The organism is Rhodanobacter sp. UC4452_H20 (genome assembly GCF_052978205.1).
The window spans coordinates 947,518-968,745 of the sequence record NZ_CM129662.1 but is presented as its reverse complement, the minus strand read 5'-3'; the positions used below and the strand labels follow the sequence as shown (position 1 = coordinate 968,745).

Annotated in this window: 23 protein-coding genes; 2 read left to right on the top strand and 21 right to left on the bottom strand. The window is 68.4% G+C overall.

The features are described 5' to 3' along the window. Positions 1-5 precede the first annotated feature (5 nt). The 21 genes from nuoF to ACVCMC_RS04630 all read right to left on the bottom strand — a co-directional run bounded on the left by nuoF (position 6) and on the right by ACVCMC_RS04630 (position 20,001). The gene (gene nuoF / locus ACVCMC_RS04730) at positions 6-1,316 is read right to left on the bottom strand and encodes an NADH-quinone oxidoreductase subunit NuoF (RefSeq protein ID WP_395118606.1); all 1,311 of its coding nucleotides are present in this window, start codon (positions 1,314-1,316) and stop codon (positions 6-8) included. Next, entirely contained in the window at positions 1,316-1,882 is a 567-nt protein-coding gene (gene nuoE, locus ACVCMC_RS04725) for an NADH-quinone oxidoreductase subunit NuoE (protein WP_395118608.1), read from the bottom strand. The genes nuoF and nuoE overlap by 1 nt, the downstream gene beginning before the upstream one ends. A 142-nt stretch (positions 1,883-2,024) precedes the next feature. After that, a complete protein-coding gene (locus ACVCMC_RS04720) occupies positions 2,025-3,281 on the bottom strand; it encodes an NADH-quinone oxidoreductase subunit D (RefSeq protein ID WP_395118610.1) in 1,257 nt (418 codons plus the stop codon). Positions 3,282-3,283: 2 nt separating this feature from the next. Then, positions 3,284-4,012 (bottom strand): NADH-quinone oxidoreductase subunit C, encoded by a 729-nt coding sequence (locus ACVCMC_RS04715; RefSeq protein ID WP_447098845.1) that lies wholly within the window; start codon positions 4,010-4,012, stop codon positions 3,284-3,286. Between the two features lie 8 nt (positions 4,013-4,020). Further along, entirely contained in the window at positions 4,021-4,578 is a 558-nt protein-coding gene (locus ACVCMC_RS04710) for a NuoB/complex I 20 kDa subunit family protein (RefSeq protein WP_008435613.1), read from the bottom strand. Then, entirely contained in the window at positions 4,569-4,925 is a 357-nt protein-coding gene (ndhC, locus tag ACVCMC_RS04705) for an NADH-quinone oxidoreductase subunit A (protein WP_395118614.1), read from the bottom strand. The genes ACVCMC_RS04710 and ndhC overlap by 10 nt, the downstream gene beginning before the upstream one ends. Positions 4,926-5,182: 257 nt before the next feature. Further along, positions 5,183-5,536 (bottom strand): PilZ domain-containing protein, encoded by a 354-nt coding sequence (locus ACVCMC_RS04700; protein WP_136257074.1) that lies wholly within the window; start codon positions 5,534-5,536, stop codon positions 5,183-5,185. Positions 5,537-5,619: 83 nt separating this feature from the next. Beyond that, the gene (locus ACVCMC_RS04695) at positions 5,620-8,499 is read right to left on the bottom strand and encodes a sensor domain-containing phosphodiesterase (protein WP_447098844.1); all 2,880 of its coding nucleotides are present in this window, start codon (positions 8,497-8,499) and stop codon (positions 5,620-5,622) included. Between the two features lie 27 nt (positions 8,500-8,526). After that, complete coding sequence (locus ACVCMC_RS04690) at positions 8,527-9,513, bottom strand: PIG-L deacetylase family protein (protein ID WP_447098843.1); 987 nt, start codon at positions 9,511-9,513, stop codon at positions 8,527-8,529. Further along, positions 9,513-10,448: a DNA polymerase III subunit delta' gene (gene holB, locus ACVCMC_RS04685; RefSeq protein WP_447098842.1), complete on the bottom strand. Its 936-nt coding sequence runs from the start codon at positions 10,446-10,448 to the stop codon at positions 9,513-9,515. Before holB ends, ACVCMC_RS04690 begins: the two co-directional genes overlap by 1 nt. Next, positions 10,445-11,086, bottom strand: coding sequence for a dTMP kinase (tmk, locus tag ACVCMC_RS04680; RefSeq protein WP_447098841.1), 642 nt, complete (start codon positions 11,084-11,086; stop codon positions 10,445-10,447). Before tmk ends, holB begins: the two co-directional genes overlap by 4 nt. After that, a complete protein-coding gene (gene mltG / locus ACVCMC_RS04675) occupies positions 11,083-12,123 on the bottom strand; it encodes an endolytic transglycosylase MltG (protein WP_395118624.1) in 1,041 nt (346 codons plus the stop codon). The genes tmk and mltG overlap by 4 nt, the downstream gene beginning before the upstream one ends. Beyond that, positions 12,120-12,941 (bottom strand): aminodeoxychorismate lyase, encoded by an 822-nt coding sequence (gene pabC / locus ACVCMC_RS04670; RefSeq protein ID WP_447098840.1) that lies wholly within the window; start codon positions 12,939-12,941, stop codon positions 12,120-12,122. The genes mltG and pabC overlap by 4 nt, the downstream gene beginning before the upstream one ends. Next, entirely contained in the window at positions 12,941-14,287 is a 1,347-nt protein-coding gene (locus ACVCMC_RS04665) for an aminodeoxychorismate synthase component I (RefSeq protein ID WP_447098839.1), read from the bottom strand. Before ACVCMC_RS04665 ends, pabC begins: the two co-directional genes overlap by 1 nt. Before the next feature lie 11 nt (positions 14,288-14,298). Beyond that, a complete protein-coding gene (gene fabF / locus ACVCMC_RS04660; protein ID WP_447098838.1) occupies positions 14,299-15,537 on the bottom strand; it encodes a beta-ketoacyl-ACP synthase II in 1,239 nt (412 codons plus the stop codon). A 231-nt stretch (positions 15,538-15,768) separates the two neighbouring features. Then, complete coding sequence (gene acpP / locus ACVCMC_RS04655) at positions 15,769-16,008, bottom strand: acyl carrier protein (RefSeq protein ID WP_007513179.1); 240 nt, start codon at positions 16,006-16,008, stop codon at positions 15,769-15,771. A 199-nt stretch (positions 16,009-16,207) separates the two neighbouring features. Further along, positions 16,208-16,951, bottom strand: a complete 744-nt coding sequence (gene fabG / locus ACVCMC_RS04650; RefSeq protein ID WP_395118632.1) for a 3-oxoacyl-ACP reductase FabG — start codon at positions 16,949-16,951, stop codon at positions 16,208-16,210. 38 nt (positions 16,952-16,989) lie between these two features. Next, entirely contained in the window at positions 16,990-17,937 is a 948-nt protein-coding gene (fabD, locus tag ACVCMC_RS04645) for an ACP S-malonyltransferase (RefSeq protein WP_447098837.1), read from the bottom strand. 144 nt (positions 17,938-18,081) lie between these two features. Continuing rightward, on the bottom strand, positions 18,082-19,056 hold the full coding sequence (locus ACVCMC_RS04640) for a beta-ketoacyl-ACP synthase III (RefSeq protein ID WP_447098836.1): 975 nt from the start codon (positions 19,054-19,056) through the stop codon (positions 18,082-18,084). Between the two features lie 148 nt (positions 19,057-19,204). Continuing rightward, positions 19,205-19,399, bottom strand: coding sequence for a 50S ribosomal protein L32 (gene rpmF, locus ACVCMC_RS04635; protein WP_136257062.1), 195 nt, complete (start codon positions 19,397-19,399; stop codon positions 19,205-19,207). An 83-nt stretch (positions 19,400-19,482) separates the two neighbouring features. Next, a complete protein-coding gene (locus tag ACVCMC_RS04630; protein WP_395121392.1) occupies positions 19,483-20,001 on the bottom strand; it encodes a YceD family protein in 519 nt (172 codons plus the stop codon). 145 nt (positions 20,002-20,146) lie between these two features. Here ACVCMC_RS04630 and ACVCMC_RS04625 point away from each other — a divergent pair, with 145 nt between their 5' ends. Continuing rightward, positions 20,147-20,602, top strand: coding sequence for a hypothetical protein (locus ACVCMC_RS04625; RefSeq protein WP_447098835.1), 456 nt, complete (start codon positions 20,147-20,149; stop codon positions 20,600-20,602). After that, positions 20,602-21,198 (top strand): Maf family protein, encoded by a 597-nt coding sequence (locus tag ACVCMC_RS04620; RefSeq protein ID WP_447098834.1) that lies wholly within the window; start codon positions 20,602-20,604, stop codon positions 21,196-21,198. The genes ACVCMC_RS04625 and ACVCMC_RS04620 overlap by 1 nt, the downstream gene beginning before the upstream one ends. Positions 21,199-21,228 lie beyond the last annotated feature (30 nt).

Sequence of the window (21,228 nt, the reverse complement as noted above, 5' to 3'; positions counted from 1 at the left end):
CATGGTCATGCCTTGACCTCATCGCGCGAATCGACGATCGAGTGTCCGTGCTCCACGTAGTACTCGAATTCGTTCCAGAACCGGTTCAGGAATCCCTGCACCGGCCATGCCGCCGCCTCGCCGAAAGCGCAGATGGTGTGGCCCTCGATCTGCCCGGCAATGGCCTTCAGGCGGTGCAGGTCCTCCTGTGTGCCGTTGCCTTCGACGATGCGGGTCAGCACGCGATACATCCAGCCGGTGCCTTCGCGGCACGGCGTGCACTGGCCGCAGGACTCGGCCTTGTAGAAGCGCGAGATGCGCTGGCAGACCCTGACCATGCAGGTGGTCTCGTCCATCACGATCACCGCGCCCGAGCCCAGGCCGGAGCCGGCCTTCTGCAGGCAGTCGTAGTCCATGGTGCTTTCGAGCATGATCTCGGCCGGCAGCACCTTCATCGAGGAGCCGCCCGGGATCACCGCCTTGAGCTTGTGGCCGTTGCGCACGCCGCCAGCCAGCGCCAGCAGATCCTTGAACGAGGTACCGAGGCGGACTTCGTAATTGCCGGGGCGATTGACGTGGCCGGACACCGAAAAGATCTTCGGGCCACCGTTGTTCGGCTTGCCGAGGTTGAGGAACCAGTCCGCGCCGCGGCGCAGGATCGCCGGCACCGAAGCGTAGGTCTCGGTGTTGTTGATCGTCGTCGGCTTGCCGTACAGGCCGAAATTGGCCGGGAACGGGGGCTTGAAGCGCGGCATGCCCTTCTTGCCTTCCAGCGACTCCATCATCGCGGTCTCTTCGCCGCAGATGTAGGCGCCGGCGCCCAGGGCGGCATGGATGTCCACGTCGATGCCGCTGCCCTGCACGTTCTTGCCGAGCAGGCCGGCGGCATAGGCTTCCTTCAGCGCCGCCTCGAAGTGTTCGAACGGCTCGTGGTGGAATTCGCCGCGCAGGTAGTTGTAGGCCACCGTAGAGCCCGTGCAGTAGCAGGCAATGGCCAGCCCCTCGATCACCGCGTGCGGGTTGTAGCGGAGGATGTCGCGGTCCTTGCAGGTACCCGGCTCGGACTCGTCCGAATTGCACAGGATGTATTTCTGCATCGTGCCCTTGGGCATGAAGGACCACTTCAGCCCGGTCGGGAAACCGGCGCCGCCGCGGCCGCGCAGGCTGCTCTTCTTGATCTCCTCGACCAGCGACGCCGGATCGGGCTTCTCGGCGAGGATCTTGCGCCAGGCCTTGTAGCCGTCGACCTGCTCGTAGCTTTCCATCGCCCACGGCGTGTCGAAGTGCAGCGTCGTGTAGACGACCTGGTGTTCCTGGGGTGCGGGTCCGACGGCCATCAGTGACTCCCCTCCGCGCCGTGAGCGGCCGGACCGTCGAGGGTCAGGCCATCCAGGATCGCGTCGAGCTTTTCGGTGGTGAGACGTTCGTGGTAATGCCCGTTGACCGTGGCGGCCGGGGCGTACACGCAGGCGGCGATGCACTCTTCCTCGGCCTTCAGGTAGACGCGCCCGTCGGGCGTGCTCTGGCCCAGCTTGATGCCGAGCTTCTGCTCGCAGTGGCGGACCAGCTCCTCGGCACCGTTGAGCCAGCACGAGATGTTGGTGCAGATAGCCACGTTGTTGCGGCCCACCGGCCGGGTTTCGAGCATCGAGTAGAAGCTCGCCACCTCATAGGCCCAGATGGGCGGCAGGTCCAGATATTTCGCCACCGCGGTGATCAGCTCGTCGGTGAGAAAGCCGCGGTTCTGCTCCTGCGCGCCGAACAGCGCCTGGATCAGCGCCGAGCGCTTGCGATCCGGCGGAAACTTGGCCACCCACGCGTCGATGTGCTTGCGCGTGTGCTCGGAAAGCACGAGGAGCGGATCGACGTGCTTCACCTGGTTGTAGTTGCCGGTGGCTTTCATGGGTTTGAACCAGCGAATGGGGAATGGGGAATGGAGAATGGGAAAGGCAACGCATGCGGCGCACCGGAGCTCTCGGCGAGGGGCATCGGTCGGAAGCGTGCCGCTCTTCCGATTCCCCATTCCCTATTCCCTATTCCCGTATTCATCGATCCACCTCGCCGAACACCAGGTCGTAGGTGCCGATCATGGCCACCACGTCGGCGAGCATGTGGCCGCGCACGACGGTGTCCATGGAGGAGAGGTGGGCGAAACCGGGAGCACGCAGGTGTACGCGGAACGGCTTGTTGGCACCGTCGGAAACCAGATAGCACCCGAACTCGCCCTTGGGCGCCTCGACCGCGCAATAGGTTTCGCCGGCCGGCACGCAATAGCCTTCGGTGAACAGCTTGAAGTGATGGATGAGCGCTTCCATGCTCTCCTTCATCACCTCGCGATGGGGCGGCACGACCTTGTAGTCGTTGAGGATCACCGGGCCGGGATTGGCGCGCAGCCATTCCACGCACTGGCGGATGATGCGGTTGGACTGGCGCATCTCCTCCACGCGGCACAGGTAGCGGTCGTAGCAGTCGCCATTGACGCCGACGGGGATGTCGAAGTCCACCTCGGCATATTTCGCGTACGGCTGCTTCTTGCGCAGGTCCCATTCCACGCCGGAGCCGCGCAGCATCACGCCGGTCATGCCCCACTGCTGGGCCAGTTCCGGGCTGACCACACCGATGCCGACGGTGCGCTGCTTCCAGATGCGGTTGGTGGTGAGCAGTGCCTCGTATTCGTCCACCTTCGAGGGGAAGTCGGCGGTGAACGCGTCGAGGAAGTCGAGCATCGAACCTTCGCGCCAGCTGTTGATGCGCTTGAGGTCGGCACCCTTGTGCCACGGCGACTCGCGGTACTGCGACATCTGCGCCGGCAGGTCGCGGTAGACGCCGCCCGGGCGGTAGTACGTGGCGTGCATGCGCGCACCCGACACCGCCTCGTAGACGTCCATCAGCTCCTCGCGCTCGCGGAACGCATAGAGCATCACCGCCATCGCACCCAGGTCGAGTGCGTTCGAGCCGATCCACATCAGGTGATTCAGGATGCGGGTGATCTCGTCGAACATGGTGCGGATGTACTGCGCGCGCTCCGGCGCCTCGATCCCCAGCAGAGTCTCGATCGCGCGCACGTAGGCGTGCTCGTTGCACATCATCGACACGTAGTCGAGCCGGTCCATGTAGCCGATCGACTGGTTGAACGGCTTGGACTCGGCCAGCTTTTCGGTGCCGCGATGGAGCAGGCCCACGTGCGGATCGACGCGCACGATGGTCTCGCCGTCCATCTCCATGATCAGGCGCAGCACGCCGTGCGCAGCCGGGTGCTGCGGGCCGAAGTTCATCGTGTAGTTGCGGATTTCCTGGGCCATCTTCAGTTCTCCCGCCACTTGTCGGCGGCTTCAGCCCGGGCCTGCAGCAGGTCGGCGTCGTCACGGATCGTGCGCGGCACCAGCACGCGCGGCTCGATCGACACGGGTTCGTAGATCACCCGCTTCTGCTCGGGGTCGTAGCGCACCTCGACATTGCCGATCAGCGGGAAATCCTTGCGGAACGGATGGCCGACGAAACCATAGTCGGTCAGGATGCGGCGCAGGTCCGGGTGCCCTTCGAAGATGATGCCGAACAGGTCGAACGCCTCGCGCTCGAACCAGTTCACGCCCGGCCACACCGGGGTCAGCGACGGCACCACCGGCAGGCTGTCGTCCGCGCAGAACACGCGCAGGCGCAGGCGGCGGTTGTGCTCGATCGAAAGCAGCTGGACCACCGCGGCGAAGCGGCGCGGCTGGCTGTCGCCGCTGGGGCGCTCGGCCCAGCTGAAGCGGCCCAGCGCCTGCCCTTCGACACCGCGCGAGAAACCCGAGCCGCTGACCGTGGTGGTGTCCCACTCGACCTGGCCGTAGCCGAGGTAATCGATGCCGCACAGGTCGATCAGCTCGCCGAAGCGGAACGCCGGCTCGTCGCGCAGCGCGGTGGCCACCGCAACCAGGTCGGCGGCGGCCAGGTCGGCAATGATCTCGTTGCGCTCGGTGCTGACTTCCAGCGTGTCGCCGAAGCGCGCGACAAGCTGGTCGGCAAGCGACTTCGCGGAGGTATCGGACATGTCGGGCCTCACGAACGCGCGATGGTGCTGGTGCGACGGATCTTCTTCTGCAACTGCAGGATGCCGTGGATCAATGCTTCGGCCGTCGGCGGGCAGCCCGGCACGTAGATGTCCACCGGCACGATGCGGTCGCAGCCGCGCACCACGGAGTAGGAATAGTGGTAGTAGCCGCCGCCGTTGGCGCAGCTGCCCATCGAGATGACCCACTTCGGCTCGGGCATCTGGTCGTAGACCTTGCGCAGTGCCGGCGCCATCTTGTTGACCAGGGTGCCGGCCACGATCATCACGTCGGACTGGCGCGGGCTGGGGCGGAAGATCACGCCGTAGCGGTCGAGGTCGAGCCGCGCCACGCCGGCGTGCATCATCTCCACCGCGCAGCAGGCCAGGCCGAAGGTCACCGGCCACATCGAGCCCGTGCGCGCCCAGTTCATCAGCGCGTCGACGCTGGTGGTGGCGAAGCCGCGCTGCACGACGGGGTTGTCGCCGGCCGGGCGCAGGATGTCGTCGACCAGGTTCAGCGGCTCGGGGTTGTGCATCACCCGGCTGATGGAATCGATCACTCCCATTCGAGCGCTCCCTTCTTCCACACGTAAGCAAAGCCGATCACCAGCAGCAGCAGGAACAGCCCCATCTCGATCAGCGCGATCAGGCCGATCTGCTTGAACACCACCGCCCACGGAAACAGGAAGGCGATTTCCAGGTCGAAGATGATGAACAGGATGGCGAGCAGGTAATAGCGCACGTCGAAGCGCATGCGTGCGTCCTCGAATGCCTCGAAACCGCATTCGTAGGGGGCGAGCTTCTCCGCCTCGGGGCGACGCGGGCCGGCGAGCAGGCCGACCACCAGCAACACCACGCCAAGGCCGGCGGCAACGGCGATGAACAACAGGACAGGCCAGTATTCGGCGAGCACGATGCAACCTACCTCCGCGCCGCTTGGGCGCATCAGTGACCGGTGGGAACTTGGATCAAGTGCTCACGGTCCGACGACTTCAGTTCGGTGCATCGGCGTGGCCTGGGCCTCCGACTACGCCGGCGGATCGAAGCCACCGGCGCCCGATGTCTCGCAAAACGCGTTTGCGAATCCGCGCATTGTATCAGTGCGATGGGGTACAACAAGCCTTGACGGCTGCTGCGTTGCGAACTAACGCACGGCTTGCGCCGGGCGCGTCACATGGTCTGCGTGGGTCGCTCGGAATTGAGCGTGCCGGCGAGGATGTTCTCGATGCGGCTGCGCGCGGCCTCCGCGTCGCTGGATTCGTTGAAATGGATGCCGATGCCGGCGGTGCGATTGCCCTGCGCGCCGACCGGGCTGATCCACACCACCTTGCCCACCACCGACAGCCGCTCGGTCTCGTCGGCCAGGGTCACCAGCAGCACCACCTCGTCGCCCAGGGCATAGGACTGCGCCGTCGGCGCAAACAGGCCGCCATGCTTGAGGAACGGCATGTACGCGTTGTACAGCGACGCCGCGTCCTTGATCTTCAGCGAGATGATGCCTTGCCGGCCAGCCATCGGTTTCATGCCACGCTCCCCGCCGGGCCTGCGTCCCGGTCAACGGCGTCGATCTTAGCAGGTCGGCGCAGCGCGTCAGGCACTGCCGCGCGTCACTGCCCGGTCGTTTCGCCGGCCAGCAGCGACTGCCGTTCGTTGACCAGGTTGCCCCAGGTTGCCGGCGGCGCCCAGCCGGCAACCCATGCCGGCACGGAAGCGGCGGCCATCGGCCGCGATATCGAGAAGCCCTGCAACTGGTGGCAGCCCAGCGACGCCAGCAGATCCCCCTGCACCGGCGTCTCCACCCCTTCGGCGATCACCGCCTTGGCCAGCATGCGCGCGGTGGTGATCACGCCCGCGGCGATCGCCATGTTGCGGTCATCATGCAGGATGTCGCGCACGAAACTCTGGTCGAGCTTGATGTGCTCGATGTCGAGCTGCTGGATGTGGCTCAGCGACGCCGAGCCCGTGCCGAAATCGTCCAGCCCCACGCGGATGCCGCGCCGCCGGCATTCCTCGATGACCACCTTGGCCCGCGCATGGTCCATGCTTGGCCCGGTCTCGGTGATCTCGATACCGAAGCCGACGTCCATCACGTCAGGATAGGTGTCCAGCGCGGCGTCGATGTCCGCGAAGAACGCCGGGTGCAACAGGTGGCGGGTGCTGATGTTGACCGACACCGGAACGGGCACGCCGGCATGCAACCAGCCCTGGCAGCAGCGCAGCGCCTCGTCCAGCACGTAGCGTCCGATCGGCCGGGCAAGTTGCGGGTCGTCCAGCACGTGCATGAAGTTGGCCGGGCCGATCAGCTCCTGCTCGCGATCGTTGAGGCGCAGCAGTGCCTCCATCCCGGCCACGCCGTTGATCCCGGGCAGGCCGTCGATGTAGACGATCGGCTGGAACAGGAGCTGCAAGCGCGACTGCTGCAGGGCCTGGGCGATCCGCTCGCGCATCGCCTGCAGGCGCACCTGCTCCAGCTCCATGGCCGGCTCGTACAGCGAGCCGCGATCCTTGCCTGCCTCCTTCGCCTCGTACATCGCCATGTCGGCGTGGCGGACCAGCCCCTCGGCGCTGGAGCCGTCGAGCGGAAACAGGGTCCAGCCGATGCTTGCCGACAGGAACAACTGCTCCTCGTCCAGGTTGAACGGCACCCGCAGCGCCTGCAGGATGCAGCGGCTGATCACGTCCAGCTGCTCGCGGCTGTCCAGGCCGGGGATCAGCAACGCGAATTCGTCGCCGCCGAGGCGGGCCAGCACGTCGGCGTCACGCAGCATGCCGCGGATGCGCGAAGACGCCTCCGCCAGCACGCGGTCGCCGCCGCTGTGGCCGGCGGTATCGTTGACGCTCTTGAACCGGTCCAGGTCCAGGATGCCCACTGCCAGCAGGGAATCGTCGGCGGTGGCTCGGGTCCGCGCCTGTTCCAGCAGCTCGAACAACAGCCGCCGGTTGGGCAAACCGGTGACCACGTCGTAGAACGCCAGCCGCTCGACGCGCGCCTCGTGCAGTTTCCGCTCGGTGATGTCGCGCTGCTGCCAGATGCAGCCCTGCGCCACGCCGTCAATGCAGATCGGCATGAAGTCGCGCAGCAGTACGCGCCCGTCGGCCAGCAGCACTTCCTCGTCGCGCGACTCCTCGTTGCGCGCCACGATGCCGGCCATGCGTTCGAGCTCGCGTTCGGGCTCGCAATAGAGATGACTGATGCGAGCGTGCAGCGCGGCCGACGGCAGGCCCTCCAGTTCGCCCGGCGATTCGGCCAGCCCGAACAAGGCACAGAATGCCTCGTTGGCGAACTTCACCAGCCCGTTCGCCGTCGTCACCAGCACCCCGGAATGCTGGTTGGACAGCACCGTGCGCACGTGCTGCAGGTTGAAACGCAGATCGCGCTCGGCCAGCAGCCGCGCCGCGTGCGCCCGCTGCATCTGCATGCCCAGGCCAAGCTCGACCGCCATCTCCGCGAACACCTGGACCTCGACCGGGGTGAAAGCGTCGGCCTGGTCGGCACCGACCACGAACACGCCCACCACCGCCTCGCCCACGCGCAGCGGCAACGCCAGCACCGCGCCGTCTCCCAGCGTCGTGCCCGGCAGCGGCCATTCGCGCGGCGCGCCCGCGGCGTACTGGCGAACGCACGGCTCGCCGCGGCGCAAGGCGACGACCGCGGCATCGCCGGCATGCTTCTGCTCGTCCAGGGCGAGACCCTCCCCCGGCGTCACCACGCCATCCATGCCGGCGTGGGCATGCAGGCGCAAGCTTGTGGCCGCGTCGTCGGCAAACAGGCCGATCCACGCGAAGCGGTAGCCGCCCACGCGGCAGGCCACGTCGCTGCTCTCGGCCAGCAGCAGGGTTTCGTCAGGGCTGTGCGTGACCACCTTGATCATCTCGCTGAGCAGACGCAAGGCGCGGCGCTGGCGAGCCTCCTGCTGCACCGAGCGCTGCAACTGATGGCGTTGCGACTGCGCCTCCAGCCCCAGCCCGATGCTGGCGGCTGCCTGCTGCAGCAGCTCGGTCAACCGTGTCGAGAAGTACGCGGGGTCGGATGCGCGGATCACCAGTCCGGCGCGCACCTCGCCGAACACCATCACCGGTATCGCCATCGCGGCGACCACGTCATGGCGCTCGTAGGCGGTGCGCAATCGCTGCAGGCCCGGCACGCGGCGCAGGTCGGGCTCGATCTGCGGCACGCCGCGCCAGAACGAGGGCCGCACCAGGGACAGCGGGGTCTGTTCGGGGTAGATGTCCTGCATGTCCGCGGCCACCGCCACCGGCGCCACCCGCTGGAACCATCCGGCCGCGTGGTCGGCCTCGCCGATCATCACCAGCATCGCGCCCAGGCGCCGCTGCAGCACCTCGATGATGGCGTCGTAGAGTTCCGGAGGTTCCACCGCGCGAACCAGCAACTGGCCGATCTCGGACAGCGCCGCGTAATAGCTCTCGCTGGTCGCAGCCGTGGCGCCCGTATTGACCCGCATCGCGTCCGGCTCTTCGAGGTGCATGCCGTCTTCCCCTGCTTGCGCAGCAACCTAGCTGGGTCGGTCCAAGGGCGCAACACCGACGGCGGGGGTCGGTTCGTCGGCTTGGATCTGGCACCAGCCCCAATGGTCGAATATCCACGGCGAGCACAAGTCCAGCGACAGCCGCACGAAACACGGCGCCGCACGCGCAGCCGCGGGCAGCTGCAGGCGCAATGTGCCGTCCGCGTCATGTCGCAGCGGCGCGCTCTGCCAGGCCCAGCGCTGCGATGTTGCCGGGTTCACCAGGTCCAGCCGCAGCCAGCGCCACCACACGCGGGGCGGGTGCCACGGCAGGGCTGCCGGCATCGGAGCGTCCGGCTCGAAATAGGTTTCGTCGCGCTCCGCCATTCGGCGCAGGCGCTTGCCGCTCAACGCGAGTTGGCTGCGATGCGCCTGCAGGGCGGCGCGCTTGCCGGCGAGCTGGGCGGCCGTGGCAGGCATCTTCAAGGCGCGCCGATCCCCCTTGTCGCCATGCACGAGGTAGGCGAGCAGCGCCGGCGGCGTGGCGTGGCCGGCCAATGCCAGCCGCACCAGCACGTGCGCCGCGCTGTGGTCGGGATGCCGATCCTGCAATGACGGCACGGCGATCAGGTCGGGGGCGAAGCGGTCGATCGCATCGCGGATGGCGGCCACGGCCAGGTCGGTCGATCGCAGCAAGAGGCCGGTGACGCCGAGGTCGGGCCAGTCCAGGGATTGCAACGCAGTCGCCGGTACCCCCAGCGCGGCGAGCGCATGCTGCAATTCGGCCGCGCGCCGCTGCGCCCAGCGGCGCCGATCCGCCGCGCCGAGGCGCCAGCGGCGTTCCAGCGCGCGCTGCGGCCAGGGATTGTTGTCGCCGGCGGTCAGCAGCAGGATGCGCACCTCGCCACCGGCCGCCAGCACTTGCTGCAGCAGCACGCCGGTGGCCAGGGTTTCGTCATCGGGATGCGGCGCGATCACCAGCAGACGGGTGCTCGCGGAGAACTCTGGCCCACCGTCGCCCCGGGCACTGTCCATCAGCGCCACCGGGACAGCAGCTCCAGCAGCAGCAGATCCGGGCGCAAGGGGCCGCGCAGGCCCTCGCGTGCGCGGTTGCTGGCGTCGTGCCAATCGCCCAGCGCCGCCGCGTCCAGCGCGCTGCCCAGTGGCGGGCGATCGCCCAGCGAACGGGCGCGCAGTTCGTCGGCCGCGGCCTGCGCGGCAAACCACAGCCGTTGCGCCGGCTCGTCGTCCAGCCAGCGCTTGACCACCTCGGCCGCTTGGCCGCGCCCGCCGGCCAGCGCCGCCAGGTCGCGGCGGACTTCGGTGCGCTGCTCCAGCGCGCCATGCCGGCTCCATTGCATGGCGAGTCCCGGGTTGCCACCGGCTGCCGCCAGCGCCGCCCTGCCGTCGGCCACGCCTTCGCGCTGCAGCCAGGCCAGCGCCAGCGCCGGTTCGGGCAGATGGAACTCGATCCGCTGGCAACGGCTGCGGATCGTCGGCGGCAACCGCCACGGCGCATCGGCCAGCAGGATCAGCATGGTTTGCGCAGCCGGTTCCTCCAGCGTCTTCAGCAAGGCATTGGCCGCCGCGGCGTTCATCGCGTCGGCCGGGTCGATGGTGACCACTTGCCAGCCGCCGAGCTGGCTGCGCATGGCCAGCCGGGCGGACAACTCGCGGATCTGGTCGACCACGATCTCGGTGCGTGGCGTGCCGTCCTTGCGCAAGCCGAAGGTCAGTTCCACCCGGTCCGGATGCGAGCCGGCCGCGCTCAACCGGCAACCCCGGCAATGCCCGCAGGCTTCGCCGTGCACCGGCTCGGTGCACAGCAGGCCGCGCACGAAACGCTGCGCGAACGCACGCTTGCCCAGGCCGGCGGCACCACACAGCAGCAGGGCGTGCGGCAGCGCGCCGCGCTCGCGACGGGCCTGCAGCCGCGACCAATGATCCTCGTGCCATGGCAGTGCGTTCATCGGGCCGACCCTTCCAGCCACTCGATCAAGGCATGCGTGGCCGCCTGCAGCACCTGCCCGGGAGCCTGGCTGGCGTCGATGACGCGGAAGCGGTTCGGCTCCTGTGCCGCGCGGTCGCGGTAGCTGGCACGCACCCGCTCGAAGAACGCGTCCGCCTCGGACTCGATGCGGTCGGCCTCGCCGCGACCGGCGGCACGGGCGCGCCCGGCCGCGACCGGCAGGTCGAGCAGCAAAGTGAGATCGGGCTTCACGCCGTCGCAGGCCCAGCGCTCCAGTTCCTCGATGCGCGCGGCGGGCTGGCCGCGTCCACCGCCCTGGTAGGCGTAACTCGCGTCGGCAAAGCGGTCGCACACCACCCACTGCCCCGCAGCCAGCGCGGGCTCGATCACCTCGCGCACCAGCTGTGCGCGCGAGGCGAACATCAACAGCAGTTCGGTCTCCGCCGCCAGCGGGGCCAGCGCCGGATCCAGCACGATCGCGCGCACCGCCTCGCCCACCGGCGTGCCGCCCGGCTCGCGCGCCTGCACCACCGACAGCCCGCGCTGGCGAAGGCAGGCCAGCACGCCGGCCAGCAAGGTGCTCTTGCCGGCGCCCTCGCCGCCCTCGAGGCTGATGAACCTGCCGCGCGCGGGACTCATCGGCAGCGCTTCCGCTGGTAGCAGTCGACGTTGCGGTTGTGCTCGGCCAGGGTGCTGGAGAACACGTGGCTGCCATCGCCGCGCGCCACGAAATACAACGCATCGCCGGCGGCGGGATGCAGCGCGGCCGCGATCGCCGGCCGGCCCGGCAGGGCGATCGGCGTGGGCGGGAGGCCGGGCCGGGTGTAGGTGTTGTAGGGCGTGTCGGCGGCGAGATCGCTCTTGCGGATGTTGCCGTCGTAACGCGCGCCCATGCCGTAGATCACGCTGGGGTCGGTCTGCAGCAGCATGTGATGCTCCAGGCGCCGGACGAACACCCCGGCGATCTTCGCACGCTCGTCGGCGCGGCCGGTTTCCTTCTCCACGATCGAGGCCAGGATCAGCGCCTGGTACGGATTGGCCAGCGGCAAGTCCGGCGCACGCCCCGGCCAAAGCGCCGCCAGCGTACGCTCCATCGCCGCATGGGCGCGGCGCAGGATGTCCAGCTCGCCGTCGCCCTTCACGTAGGCGTAGGTCTCTGGCAGGAAGCGTCCTTCCGGCGCCTCGCCGCCGGCGCCGATGCGCTGCATGATCGTCGCGTCGTCGAGGCCGCTGGTGTCGTGCTGCAGCACGTCGGCCTGGGCCAGCGCGCGGCGCAGCTCGGCGAACGTCCAGCCGTCGACGATAGTGAAGTTGCGCTGCAGGACCTTGCCCGCCGCCATGTCCGACAGCAACTGGCGCGGCGTGATGCCGGGCGCGAGCGCATATTCCCCCGCGTGCAGCTTGCCGGCCACGTGCATCTGCTCGGCCAGCAATCGCCAGTACCACGGGCTGGCCGTGGTCAGACCCTGTCGCCGCAGCTCGGCGACGATGCCCCGGAAACTGGTGCCGCGGCTGACGTCGATGCTTTGCTGTTGCGGCGATACGTTCAACGCGGTCACGCTGAAACGATGGTAGTCGTTCCAGCCCACCGCCAGCGCCGCAGCGAGCGCCAGCGCCAGCACCACCAGCAGCAACCCGTGCAGCCGCGCAGCCCCGCGCATCGCTCGAACACTCATCCGCCCTGCTCCATTGAAAATCCCAGATCGCGCCAATGCTGCTGCAACCGGCGCGCCACTGCGCCGGGTGCCCAGGTCCAACGCTCCAGCGACTGTACCGGCACGATGCCGCGCACGCTCGAACTCAGGAACAGCTCGCTGGCCCCGGCCAGGGCCTCCAACCCGATCTCGGCCACGCGCGCCGACATCGCCTCCAGCACCTCGGCCCGCGCGACCCCGGCGATGCCGCAGCGGTCCACGGCCGGGGTCAGCAACTCGCCGTCGATCACCGCGAACAGGTTGGCCATGGTCGCCGAAATCACATGGCCGTGGCCATCGCACAGCACGCCTTCGGCGATCGCCGGATCGTTCCACTCGGCGCGCGCCAGCACCTGCTCCAACCGGTTCAGATGCTTGACGCCGGCCAGTCGCGGCTGCTCGGCCAGCCGCAGCCGGCACACCCGCATGCGCACGCCGTGGATGGCCGCCTCTCCCACCGGCGGCGGCGGGAACGCGGCCACCACGCGGGTGGGTCGCGGCGCTGTCGGAGGCGCATAACCGCGCTCGCCGATGCCGCGCGTCACGGTGATACGCACCACCGCATGCGCCATGTCCGCCCGGACCTGCTGCGTTTCGTGCCAGAGCTGGTCCGGGTCGGGTGCGGGAATCAGCAGGCGCTCGCAACCGGCCGTCAGCCGCTGCATGTGCCGCGCCCACAGCGGCGCGCGCGTGCCGACCATGCGGATGCTCTCGAACAGGCCGTCGCCGTAACCGAAGCCGCGGTCGAGCACGCTGACCCGATCCGCGGCCACGCCGTCGACCAGCAGCCGCGCCGCCATCAGCCCGGCTTCCCGAGCGCGCGCAGCAGGCCGCGTGCCTTGGCGCGCGTCTCGTCCAGCTCGGCGGCGGCTTCCGAGTCGGCGACGATGCCCGCGCCGGCGCGCAGGCTCACGTGCTCGCCGCTCAGCGTCAGGGTGCGGATCAGGATGTTCAAGTCGAGCTCGCCATTGCAGTCCAGGTAGCCCAGCGCGCCGGTATAGGCGCCGCGCGGCGTGCGCTCCAGCGCGGCGATGATCTCCATGCAGCGTACCTTGGGGCAGCCGGTGATGGTGCCGCCGGGAAAGGTGGCGGCGATCACCTCGCCCGGCGTCACGCCGGCGCGCAGCCGTCCGCGTACATTGGAGACGATGTGGTGAACATGGGCGTAACTCTCCACCACCATCAGCTCGTCGACCTCGACCGTGCCCGGCGCGCAGACACGACCCAGGTCGTTGCGCTCCAGGTCGAGCAGCATCACGTGTTCGGCACGCTCCTTCGGGTGGGCGCTCAGTTCGCGGATGCGCGCGTGCTCGTCGTCGCCGTTCAGCCGCGGGCGCGTACCGGCGATCGGACGCGTCTGCGCCACGCCGCCGCGCACTTCCACCAGGCGTTCGGGCGAGGAACTCAGCACGGCCCAGCCCGGCTGTTGCAGCAAACCGGCGAACGGCGCCGGGTTGGCGCGGCGCAAGGCGTCGTAAAGCGCCGCCGGCTGGGGAGGCAGCGCGTAGCGGGCGTTCCAGCCGCGCGACAGGTTCACCTGGAACGTGTCGCCGGCCCGGAGGTGTTCGTGAATGCGCTGCACGCCATCGAGGAAGTCGCCGGGCGGGTCTTCCTCGATGGTCTCGAGTGCGGGCAACGGCGGCCATGCCGCCGGCGATGCAAGATCGGCTTCGAGCCGGTCGAGCAACGGCTCGAAGCCGGCCTCGGCGACCAGCCAGGTGCATTCGTGCCAATGGTCGACGATGATCGCCGCCGGGCAGCGCACGGCCAGCGCCAACGGCAGCGTCGAGCTGGGCGGCAACTTCAATCGGGGCTCGATCTCGGCGGCCAGTTCATAGCTCAGCAGCAAAACCCAACCGCCGTGGAACGGCAACTCGTCGGCGCCAGCCGGGCACCGCCCGGCAAGCCACACCCGGTCCAGCGCATCGAGAAAGCGACCCGGCTGCACGCGACCGTCACCGTCGCGCAACACGCCATCGGCGACCAGTTCCAGCCGCTCGCCGGGAAACGCGAACAGGATGTCGTAGCGCGATTGCGCGCTGCCGTGCACGACGCTCTGCAACAGGCACGGATAGCGCTCGGGGAGCGTCGCCGCCGGCGCGAGAAGATCGCGCCGGCCGTCCAGCCGGCGCCGATGGCAAGCCATGCCCGCGTCGGTCAAACGCGACGGAACGCCAGCGTGCCGTTGGTGCCGCCGAAGCCGAACGAGTTGGACAGCACCACGTCGAGCTTCGCCTCGCGCGCGACGTTGGGCACGAAGTCGAGGTCGCAGCCTTCGCCCGGCTCGTCCAGGTTGATCGTGGGCGGCAGCACCTGGTCGCGCAGCGCCAGCACGCTGAAGATCGCCTCGACGCCACCGGCCGCGCCCAGCAGATGGCCGGTGGTGGATTTGGTGGAGCTCATCGCCAGCTTGTACGCGTGGTCGCCGAACACCTTCTTCGCCGCCATCACCTCGCCGAGGTCGCCCAGCGGCGTGGAGGTGCCGTGGGCGTTGACATACTGCACGTCGGACGGATTGAGGCCGGCGTCGTTCAACGCGGTCTGGATGCAGCGCGCCGCGCCTTCGCCGCCTTCGCTGGGCGCGGTCATGTGGAATGCGTCGCCGCTCATGCCGAAGCCGACCAGCTCGGCGTAGATGCGCGCGCCGCGCGCCTTGGCATGCTCGTACTCCTCCAGCATCACCACGCCGGCGCCGTCGGACAGCACGAAGCCGTCGCGATCCTTGTCCCACGGGCGGCTCGCCTTGGTCGGCTCGTCGTTGCGGGTGGACATCGCCTTGGCCGAGCAGAAGCCGGCCATCGCGGTGCCGGTGGTGGCGAACTCGGCGCCGCCGGCGATCATCGCGTCGGCATCGCCGTACTGGATCATGCGTGCGGCCAGGCCGATGTTGTGCGCGCCGGTGGTACAGGCAGTGACGCAGGCGATGTTGGGCCCCTTCAGGCCGAACATGATGGACAGCTGGCCCGAGACCATGTTGATGATCGAGCTGGGCACGTAGAACGGCGACACGCGGCGCGGACCCTTGGCGGCCAGCTCCAGCGTGGTCGATTCGATCGTGTACAGGCCGCCGATACCGGCGCCCACCGCCACGCCGACGCGAGGTGCGTTGGCCTCGGTGATCTCCAGGCCCGAATCGCGCAGAGCCTGGGTGCCCGCCGCCACGCCGTAATGGATGAACGGGTCCATCTTCTTGACGTCCTTGAGCGGCATCCATTCGGCCGGGTCGAAACCGCTGACCTGTCCGGCGATGCGCGTCGAGTAGGCCGAGGTGTCGAAGTGGACGACGGGGCCGATGCCGCTCTCGCCCTTGACCACCCGATCCCACGCGCTGGCGATGTCGTTGCCGACGGGCGAGATGATGCCCATGCCGGTCACTACTACTCGACGCTTGCTCATGCTTGTTCCTTCGTTATTCCCGGGAAGCTGCCACGACCGATGGCCGGCGCGGCGCGCTCCGGGTGCGTCGTCCGTGGCGCCCGACGATGCGCGATGCACCATACGGGTTCGGACGTTGCGAAATTCAGAAACGAAAACTGCGCCATTCAGGCGCAGCATTCGATACCGCTGCCCATCCTTGCCGGCTCGCACGGGGCGTGCCAGGCGGGATGGACATGCCTCCGGAACCGATCAGTCCTTGGAGTGGGCCTTGATGTAGTCGACGGCCTGCTGCACGGTGGTGATCTTCTCGGCATCCTCGTCCGGGATCTCGGTCTCGAACTCTTCCTCGAGCGCCATCACCAGCTCCACCGTGTCCAGCGAGTCCGCGCCCAGATCATCCACGAACGAAGCGTTCGCCGTGACTTCATCTTCCTTCACGCCCAACTGCTCGACGACGATTTTCTTGACGCGTTCTTCGATGGTGCTCATGTTGCCCATACCTCTCAAGGGGTGATTGTTTGTCGGTACCGGTCCGACTGCATGGCTCAAGACCGGCGGCATTGTAGTGGCTAAGCGCCAGTGCTGCCACGATTCGCCGGCGATGGCTGGCCACGGCCGCCGTTGACCGACGCGAAAGCGCAATTGTCGCCTAAAAAGAGCCTGCTGGCGACAACTCCGTGCGCCGGCCTCACGGCATGTACATCCCGCCGTTGACGTGCAAGGTCTCGCCGGTGATGTAGGACGCCGCAGGCGAAGCCAGGAATCCCACGGCCTTGGCGATGTCGCCGGCATCGCCCAGACGGCCGAGCGCGATCTGGCCGAGCAACCCGTGGCGGGTCTCTTCCGGCAGTGCGCGGGTCATGTCGGTGTCGATGAAGCCGGGCGCCACCACGTTGACCGTGATGCCGCGCGTGCCGATCTCGCGCGCCAGCGATTTGGAGAACGCGATGATGCCGGCCTTCGCCGCCGCGTAGTTCGCCTGGCCGGGGTTGCCGGTGAGCCCGATCACCGAGGCGATCGAAATGATGCGGCCCTTCTTCGCCTTCATCATGCCGCGCATCACCGCCTTCGACGTGCGGTACACGGAGGTGAGGTTGGTGTCGATGATCGCCTGCCAGTCCTCCTCCTTCATCCGCATCAGCAACTGGTCGCGGGTGATGCCGGCGTTGTTGACCAGGATCGAGACCGGGCCGAATTCCTTCGCGATGGCGTCGACCAGCGCCTCGACGGCGGCGCCGTCGGTGACGTCCAGCACGCGGCCGTGACCGCCGTGCGCAGCCATCCGCTCACCGATCGCGGCGGCGCCGCCTTCGCTGGTGGCGGTGCCGATCACGATGGCGCCCATGGCCGCCAGCTCGTCCGCGATCGCCGCGCCGATGCCGCGGCTGGCGCCGGTGACCAGCGCGATTTCACCTTGCAGTGGGTTGCTCATTGTCGGGTGTTCCTTCGGGGAATCGGAAAACTGAAAACTCACGCCCACTCGGCGCGGGCGGCATCGAGCTGGGCCGGATCGCCAAGCGGGCGCGCCTCGATGCTCTTGTCGATGCGCTTGATCAGTCCGGCCAGCACCTTGCCCGGCCCGCATTCGGCGATGCGCGTGGCACCGCCCGCGGCCAGTGCCTGCACGCACTCGGTCCAGCGCACCGGCAGGTACAACTGGCGCTGCAAGGCGCCGCGGATCTCCTCGACCGTGCCGTAGCTGCGCGCCTCGGCGTTCTGGATCACCGGCACGCGCGGAAGCTGCCAGTCGATCGTGGCCATCCGCTCGCCCAACCGATCGGCCGCCTCGCGCATCAGTGCGCAGTGCGACGGCACCGACACGGCCAGCTTGATCGCCTTCTTCACGCCCAGCTCGGCGAGCCGGACCAGCGCACGATCGACCGCCTCGGTGTTGCCGGCGATCACCAGTTGTCCCGGTGAATTGAAATTGGCCGGTGACACGACCTGCCCTTGCGCCACCTCTTCGCAGACAGCCGCGATCTGCGCATCATCGCCACCGAGGATGGCCGCCATCGCGCCCACGCCGGCCGGCACTGCAGCCTGCATCAGGCGCCCGCGCTCGGCCACCAGGGCGGCCGCGTCGTGCAAGGACAGCGAACCGGCGCAGACCAGCGCGCTGTACTCGCCCAGGCTGTGGCCCGCCAGTTGTGCCGGATCCACGCCACCCAGCTTCTGCCACACGCGCCACACCGCCACGCTGGCAGCCAGCAGCGCCGGCTGGGTGTGCTCGGTGCGGTTGAGCTGTTCCTCCGGCCCCTGCATGGCGAGGCTCCACAGATCGACGCCGGCGCCCTGCGAAGCTTCCCCGAACGCCGACTGCACCTCGGCGTGCGCAGCAGCCAGCTCGGTCAGCATGCCGACCGATTGCGAGCCCTGACCGGGGAAAACGAAAGCCAGCGAAGCGGAAGTGGAACTCATGGAGGCGCAAATCCCGTCGACGAAAACCGCCATGGTGCCAGCATCGACGGCCATACGCAGCTGTATTCCGCATTTTCCGGGACACAAAACACGATGCCGCCTGGCTGGGCGGCATCACGAAGAACTCGCCGGAACCGCGGTGGCTCAGTAACGCAGCAACGCCGAGGCCCAGGTGAAACCGCCGCCGAATGCTTCCAGCAACAGGTTCTGGCCACGCTGCACCTTGCCCGAACGCACCGCGTAATCGAGCGCGAGCGGCACCGAACCCGAGGACGTGTTCGCATGCTTGTCGACCGTCACGATGACCCGCTCCATCGACATGTTCAGCCGCTTGGCGGTCGCCTCGATGATGCGCAGGTTGGCCTGGTGCGGGATCAGCCAGTCGATGTCCGACTCCTGCATGCCGGCCGCCTCCAGCGTCTCGCCGACCAGGGCGTCCAGCGTCTTCACCGCGACCTTGAACACCTCGCGCCCGGACATGCGGATGCGCACGCCGTGATTGGGCTCGTCGCTGAAACCGGCCGACACGCCCACCGGGTTGTACAGCAGGTGCTTGTAGCCGCCGTCGGCGTGCAGGCAGGTGGCGTAGACGCCCGGTTCGCTGGACGCCTCCAGCACCACCGCGCCGGCGCCGTCGCCGAACAGCACGCAGGTTTCGCGCTCCGTCCAGTCGACCATCCGGGTGAGCGTCTCGGCGCCCACCACCAGCACCTTCTTCGACTGCCCGCTGCGGATGAACTTGTCGGCAACGCCCAACGCGTAGACGAAGCCCGAGCACGCCGCATTCACGTCGAACGCCGCGCATCCGTTGGCACCCAGGCGATGCTGCAGCAGGCAGGCGGTGGAAGGAAAGATGAGGTCCGGCGTGGTCGTGCCGAGCACGATCAGGTCGAGTTCGGACGCCTTGACGCCCGCCGCCTCCAGCGCGTTCTGCGCGGCCCGGAAGGACAAGTCGCCCGTGGTTTCGCCGTCGGCGGCGATGTGCCGCTGGCGGATGCCGGTGCGGGTGCGGATCCACTCGTCGCTGGTGTCGACGATCTTTTCCAGATCGGCATTGGTGACGATACGCTCGGGCAAGGCGCTGCCGGTGGCGACGAGGCGGGAATAAATCTGGGTCATTCAACTTTCCATCGGCAGGGACTGCGGGATCGGCCGCTGGGCCGACGCCGTACGTTACGTGCCCGGGTGGCGGAACGCAAAAACGGCGCGTCGCCGCGCCGTTCCGGTTGATCGCCCGGCGGGACCCCGCAGGGCCCCGGCAACCCGGTCAATCCTCGACCGACACCGCGGCCTTGGCCTGGATCACCTTCTTGCCACGGTAGTAGCCGTCCTTGGTGACGTGGTGGCGCAGGTGCACCTCGCCGCTGGTCGGGTCGGTGGATAGCTGCACGGTGCTCAGCTTGTCGTGGGCACGACGCATGCCGCGGGTGGACGGGGTACGGCGGCTCTTGGCAACAGCCATGGTAGTTCTCCAACTGAAACGTGGTGAAATGAAACGGGATGATCGTTGATCGAACGGCCCGGATCAGGCGAGCCGGGCCGACGTTATTTCTTCAGCTCGCGCAATACCGCGAACGGATTCTCCGAGCGCCCCGATTCGGCATGATCCTGCGCCGGGTCGTGGCCTGTCACTTCGTCGGGCAATCGGCTGTCCGGGTTGACCGGGACCAGCGGCAGCGCCAACAGCAATTCGTCCTCTATCACATCCGCCGGTCGCAGGCGGCCATCCTCGGACACCAGCAGCGGTTCGCAATCGGGCGGCAACCCCGCCTCGTCGCGCTCCTGGCCGATCAGCCCCAGCCGCGTGTGCACCGCAACCGGCAGCACGAACGGTTCCAGCGAACGCTGACAGATCAACGTCAGCGGCGCGCTGGCGCGGACATCCACGTAGCTGGTGCCGAGATCGTCGCGCCCGAAATCAAGCGTGAAACTGACCTCGCCACCGGTGCCGGCAAGTGCCTCGCCGAGGCGCCGCAGGCTCGCGATGGGCAGCGTTCCCTCGAATGAACGCCGCGCCGAGACCATGCGCCAAGCGTCCACGGACTCTGGCAGTGTCACGGACATAATCGCGGAATGGTAGGTTTGCCGGGTCGCCAAGTCAACCCGCGGCTGCGCCGGACCGCCGACGCCGACGTCTGTCAGGTGCATTTTGCCTGATCCCGCCCCGATGCGGCAGACTGGGCCACTCCCGCACGACGAAGCCGCGCCCTTGAATCCGTACCTCACGTTCAGCGTGGCGGCCTGCCTCGCCATCCTGATCCTGCTGGCCGGCACGGCCATGCTGCTGCGCAAGCACCAGAACCGGCGCGCCGGCAGCATCCGCGACCTGCTGGACCTCGCCGACCGGCTGGAGATCGACCTGAAAACCTGCCGCTCCGGCCTGCAGCAGGCGCATGCGGTGATGTCGCTGAACCCGGACCTGCCCGCCGCCAGTGAAAAGGACGCCCGTCACGCGGTCGATGCCGGGCTGCGCGCGCTGCTGCAGCAACGCTTGTGGATTCGCGACCGGTCCCCCGCCGCGAGCCAGCACGAACTGGACGAAACCGCCAGCTCGATGCGCGAGGCGCGCGACCGCCTGCAGCCGCTGCTGAAGGCACTGGCCCAGGCGCAAACCGAGCTGAACAGCGCGATGCGCGAGCAGATCCGCCGCGACTCGGACCACTGATGGACAAACTGCACACGCGACGCCGCATCGTGCTGGCCTCGACCTCCCGCTACCGCGCCGACCTGCTGCGCCGCCTGCTGGCGGATTTCGAGCAGGCCGCGCCCGATACCGACGAGACACCGCAGGCCGGGGAAGCTCCCGCGTCGCGTGCCCTGCGCCTGGCGATCGCCAAGGCAACCGCCGTGGCCGCGGATTTCGACGACGCGCTGGTGATCGGCTCCGACCAGGTGGCCGCGCTCGACGGCGCCATCCTGCGCAAGCCCGGCAGCGTGGAGGCGGCCCGCGAGCAGCTCGGCGCCAGCTCCGGCTGCGTCGTGCATTTCCACACCGCGTTGTGCCTGCTCGACACCCGTCATGGCCGCTCGCAAACCCACGTGGATGACACCCGGGTCCGCTTTCGCGAGCTGGGCAGCGCGGAAATCGAGCGCTACGTCACATGCGAGCTGCCGCTGGATTGCGCCGGCAGCTTCAAGTGCGAAGGATTGGGCATCAGCCTGTTCGAGGAAATCGACAATCGCGATCCCAGCGCCCTGATCGGCCTGCCGCTGATCGCACTCGCGCGCATGCTGCGCCAGGCCGGCGTCGCCGTGCCCTGAGCGGCGACGGGCGTGCCGCTACACTGCCGG

Bases quoted from the DNA above. Each gene is read 5' to 3' on its own strand.
- acpP (WP_007513179.1), bottom strand. From the start codon at position 16,008: ATGAGCACCATCGAAGAACGCGTCAAGAAAATCGTCGTCGAGCAGTTG.
- ACVCMC_RS04630 (WP_395121392.1), bottom strand. From the start codon at position 20,001: ATGTCCGTGACACTGCCAGAGTCCGTGGACGCTTGGCGCATGGTCTCG.
- holB (WP_447098842.1), bottom strand. From the start codon at position 10,448: ATGAACGCACTGCCATGGCACGAGGATCATTGGTCGCGGCTGCAGGCC.
- fabF (WP_447098838.1), bottom strand. From the start codon at position 15,537: ATGAGCAAGCGTCGAGTAGTAGTGACCGGCATGGGCATCATCTCGCCC.
- tmk (WP_447098841.1), bottom strand. From the start codon at position 11,086: ATGAGTCCCGCGCGCGGCAGGTTCATCAGCCTCGAGGGCGGCGAGGGC.
- pabC (WP_447098840.1), bottom strand. From the start codon at position 12,941: ATGGCGGCGCGGCTGCTGGTCGACGGCGTGGCCGCGGATCGGGTCAGC.
- ACVCMC_RS04665 (WP_447098839.1), bottom strand. From the start codon at position 14,287: ATGGCTTGCCATCGGCGCCGGCTGGACGGCCGGCGCGATCTTCTCGCG.
- ACVCMC_RS04715 (WP_447098845.1), bottom strand. From the start codon at position 4,012: ATGTCCGATACCTCCGCGAAGTCGCTTGCCGACCAGCTTGTCGCGCGC.
- ACVCMC_RS04620 (WP_447098834.1), top strand. From the start codon at position 20,602: ATGGACAAACTGCACACGCGACGCCGCATCGTGCTGGCCTCGACCTCC.
- ACVCMC_RS04640 (WP_447098836.1), bottom strand. From the start codon at position 19,056: ATGACCCAGATTTATTCCCGCCTCGTCGCCACCGGCAGCGCCTTGCCC.
- nuoE (WP_395118608.1), bottom strand. From the start codon at position 1,882: ATGAAAGCCACCGGCAACTACAACCAGGTGAAGCACGTCGATCCGCTC.
- nuoF (WP_395118606.1), bottom strand. From the start codon at position 1,316: ATGGCCGTCGGACCCGCACCCCAGGAACACCAGGTCGTCTACACGACG.
- fabG (WP_395118632.1), bottom strand. From the start codon at position 16,951: ATGAGCAACCCACTGCAAGGTGAAATCGCGCTGGTCACCGGCGCCAGC.
- mltG (WP_395118624.1), bottom strand. From the start codon at position 12,123: ATGAGTGTTCGAGCGATGCGCGGGGCTGCGCGGCTGCACGGGTTGCTG.
- ACVCMC_RS04720 (WP_395118610.1), bottom strand. From the start codon at position 3,281: ATGGCCCAGGAAATCCGCAACTACACGATGAACTTCGGCCCGCAGCAC.
- ACVCMC_RS04690 (WP_447098843.1), bottom strand. From the start codon at position 9,513: ATGGACAGTGCCCGGGGCGACGGTGGGCCAGAGTTCTCCGCGAGCACC.
- ACVCMC_RS04700 (WP_136257074.1), bottom strand. From the start codon at position 5,536: ATGAAACCGATGGCTGGCCGGCAAGGCATCATCTCGCTGAAGATCAAG.
- fabD (WP_447098837.1), bottom strand. From the start codon at position 17,937: ATGAGTTCCACTTCCGCTTCGCTGGCTTTCGTTTTCCCCGGTCAGGGC.
- ACVCMC_RS04695 (WP_447098844.1), bottom strand. From the start codon at position 8,499: ATGCACCTCGAAGAGCCGGACGCGATGCGGGTCAATACGGGCGCCACG.
- ACVCMC_RS04710 (WP_008435613.1), bottom strand. From the start codon at position 4,578: ATGGGAGTGATCGATTCCATCAGCCGGGTGATGCACAACCCCGAGCCG.
- rpmF (WP_136257062.1), bottom strand. From the start codon at position 19,399: ATGGCTGTTGCCAAGAGCCGCCGTACCCCGTCCACCCGCGGCATGCGT.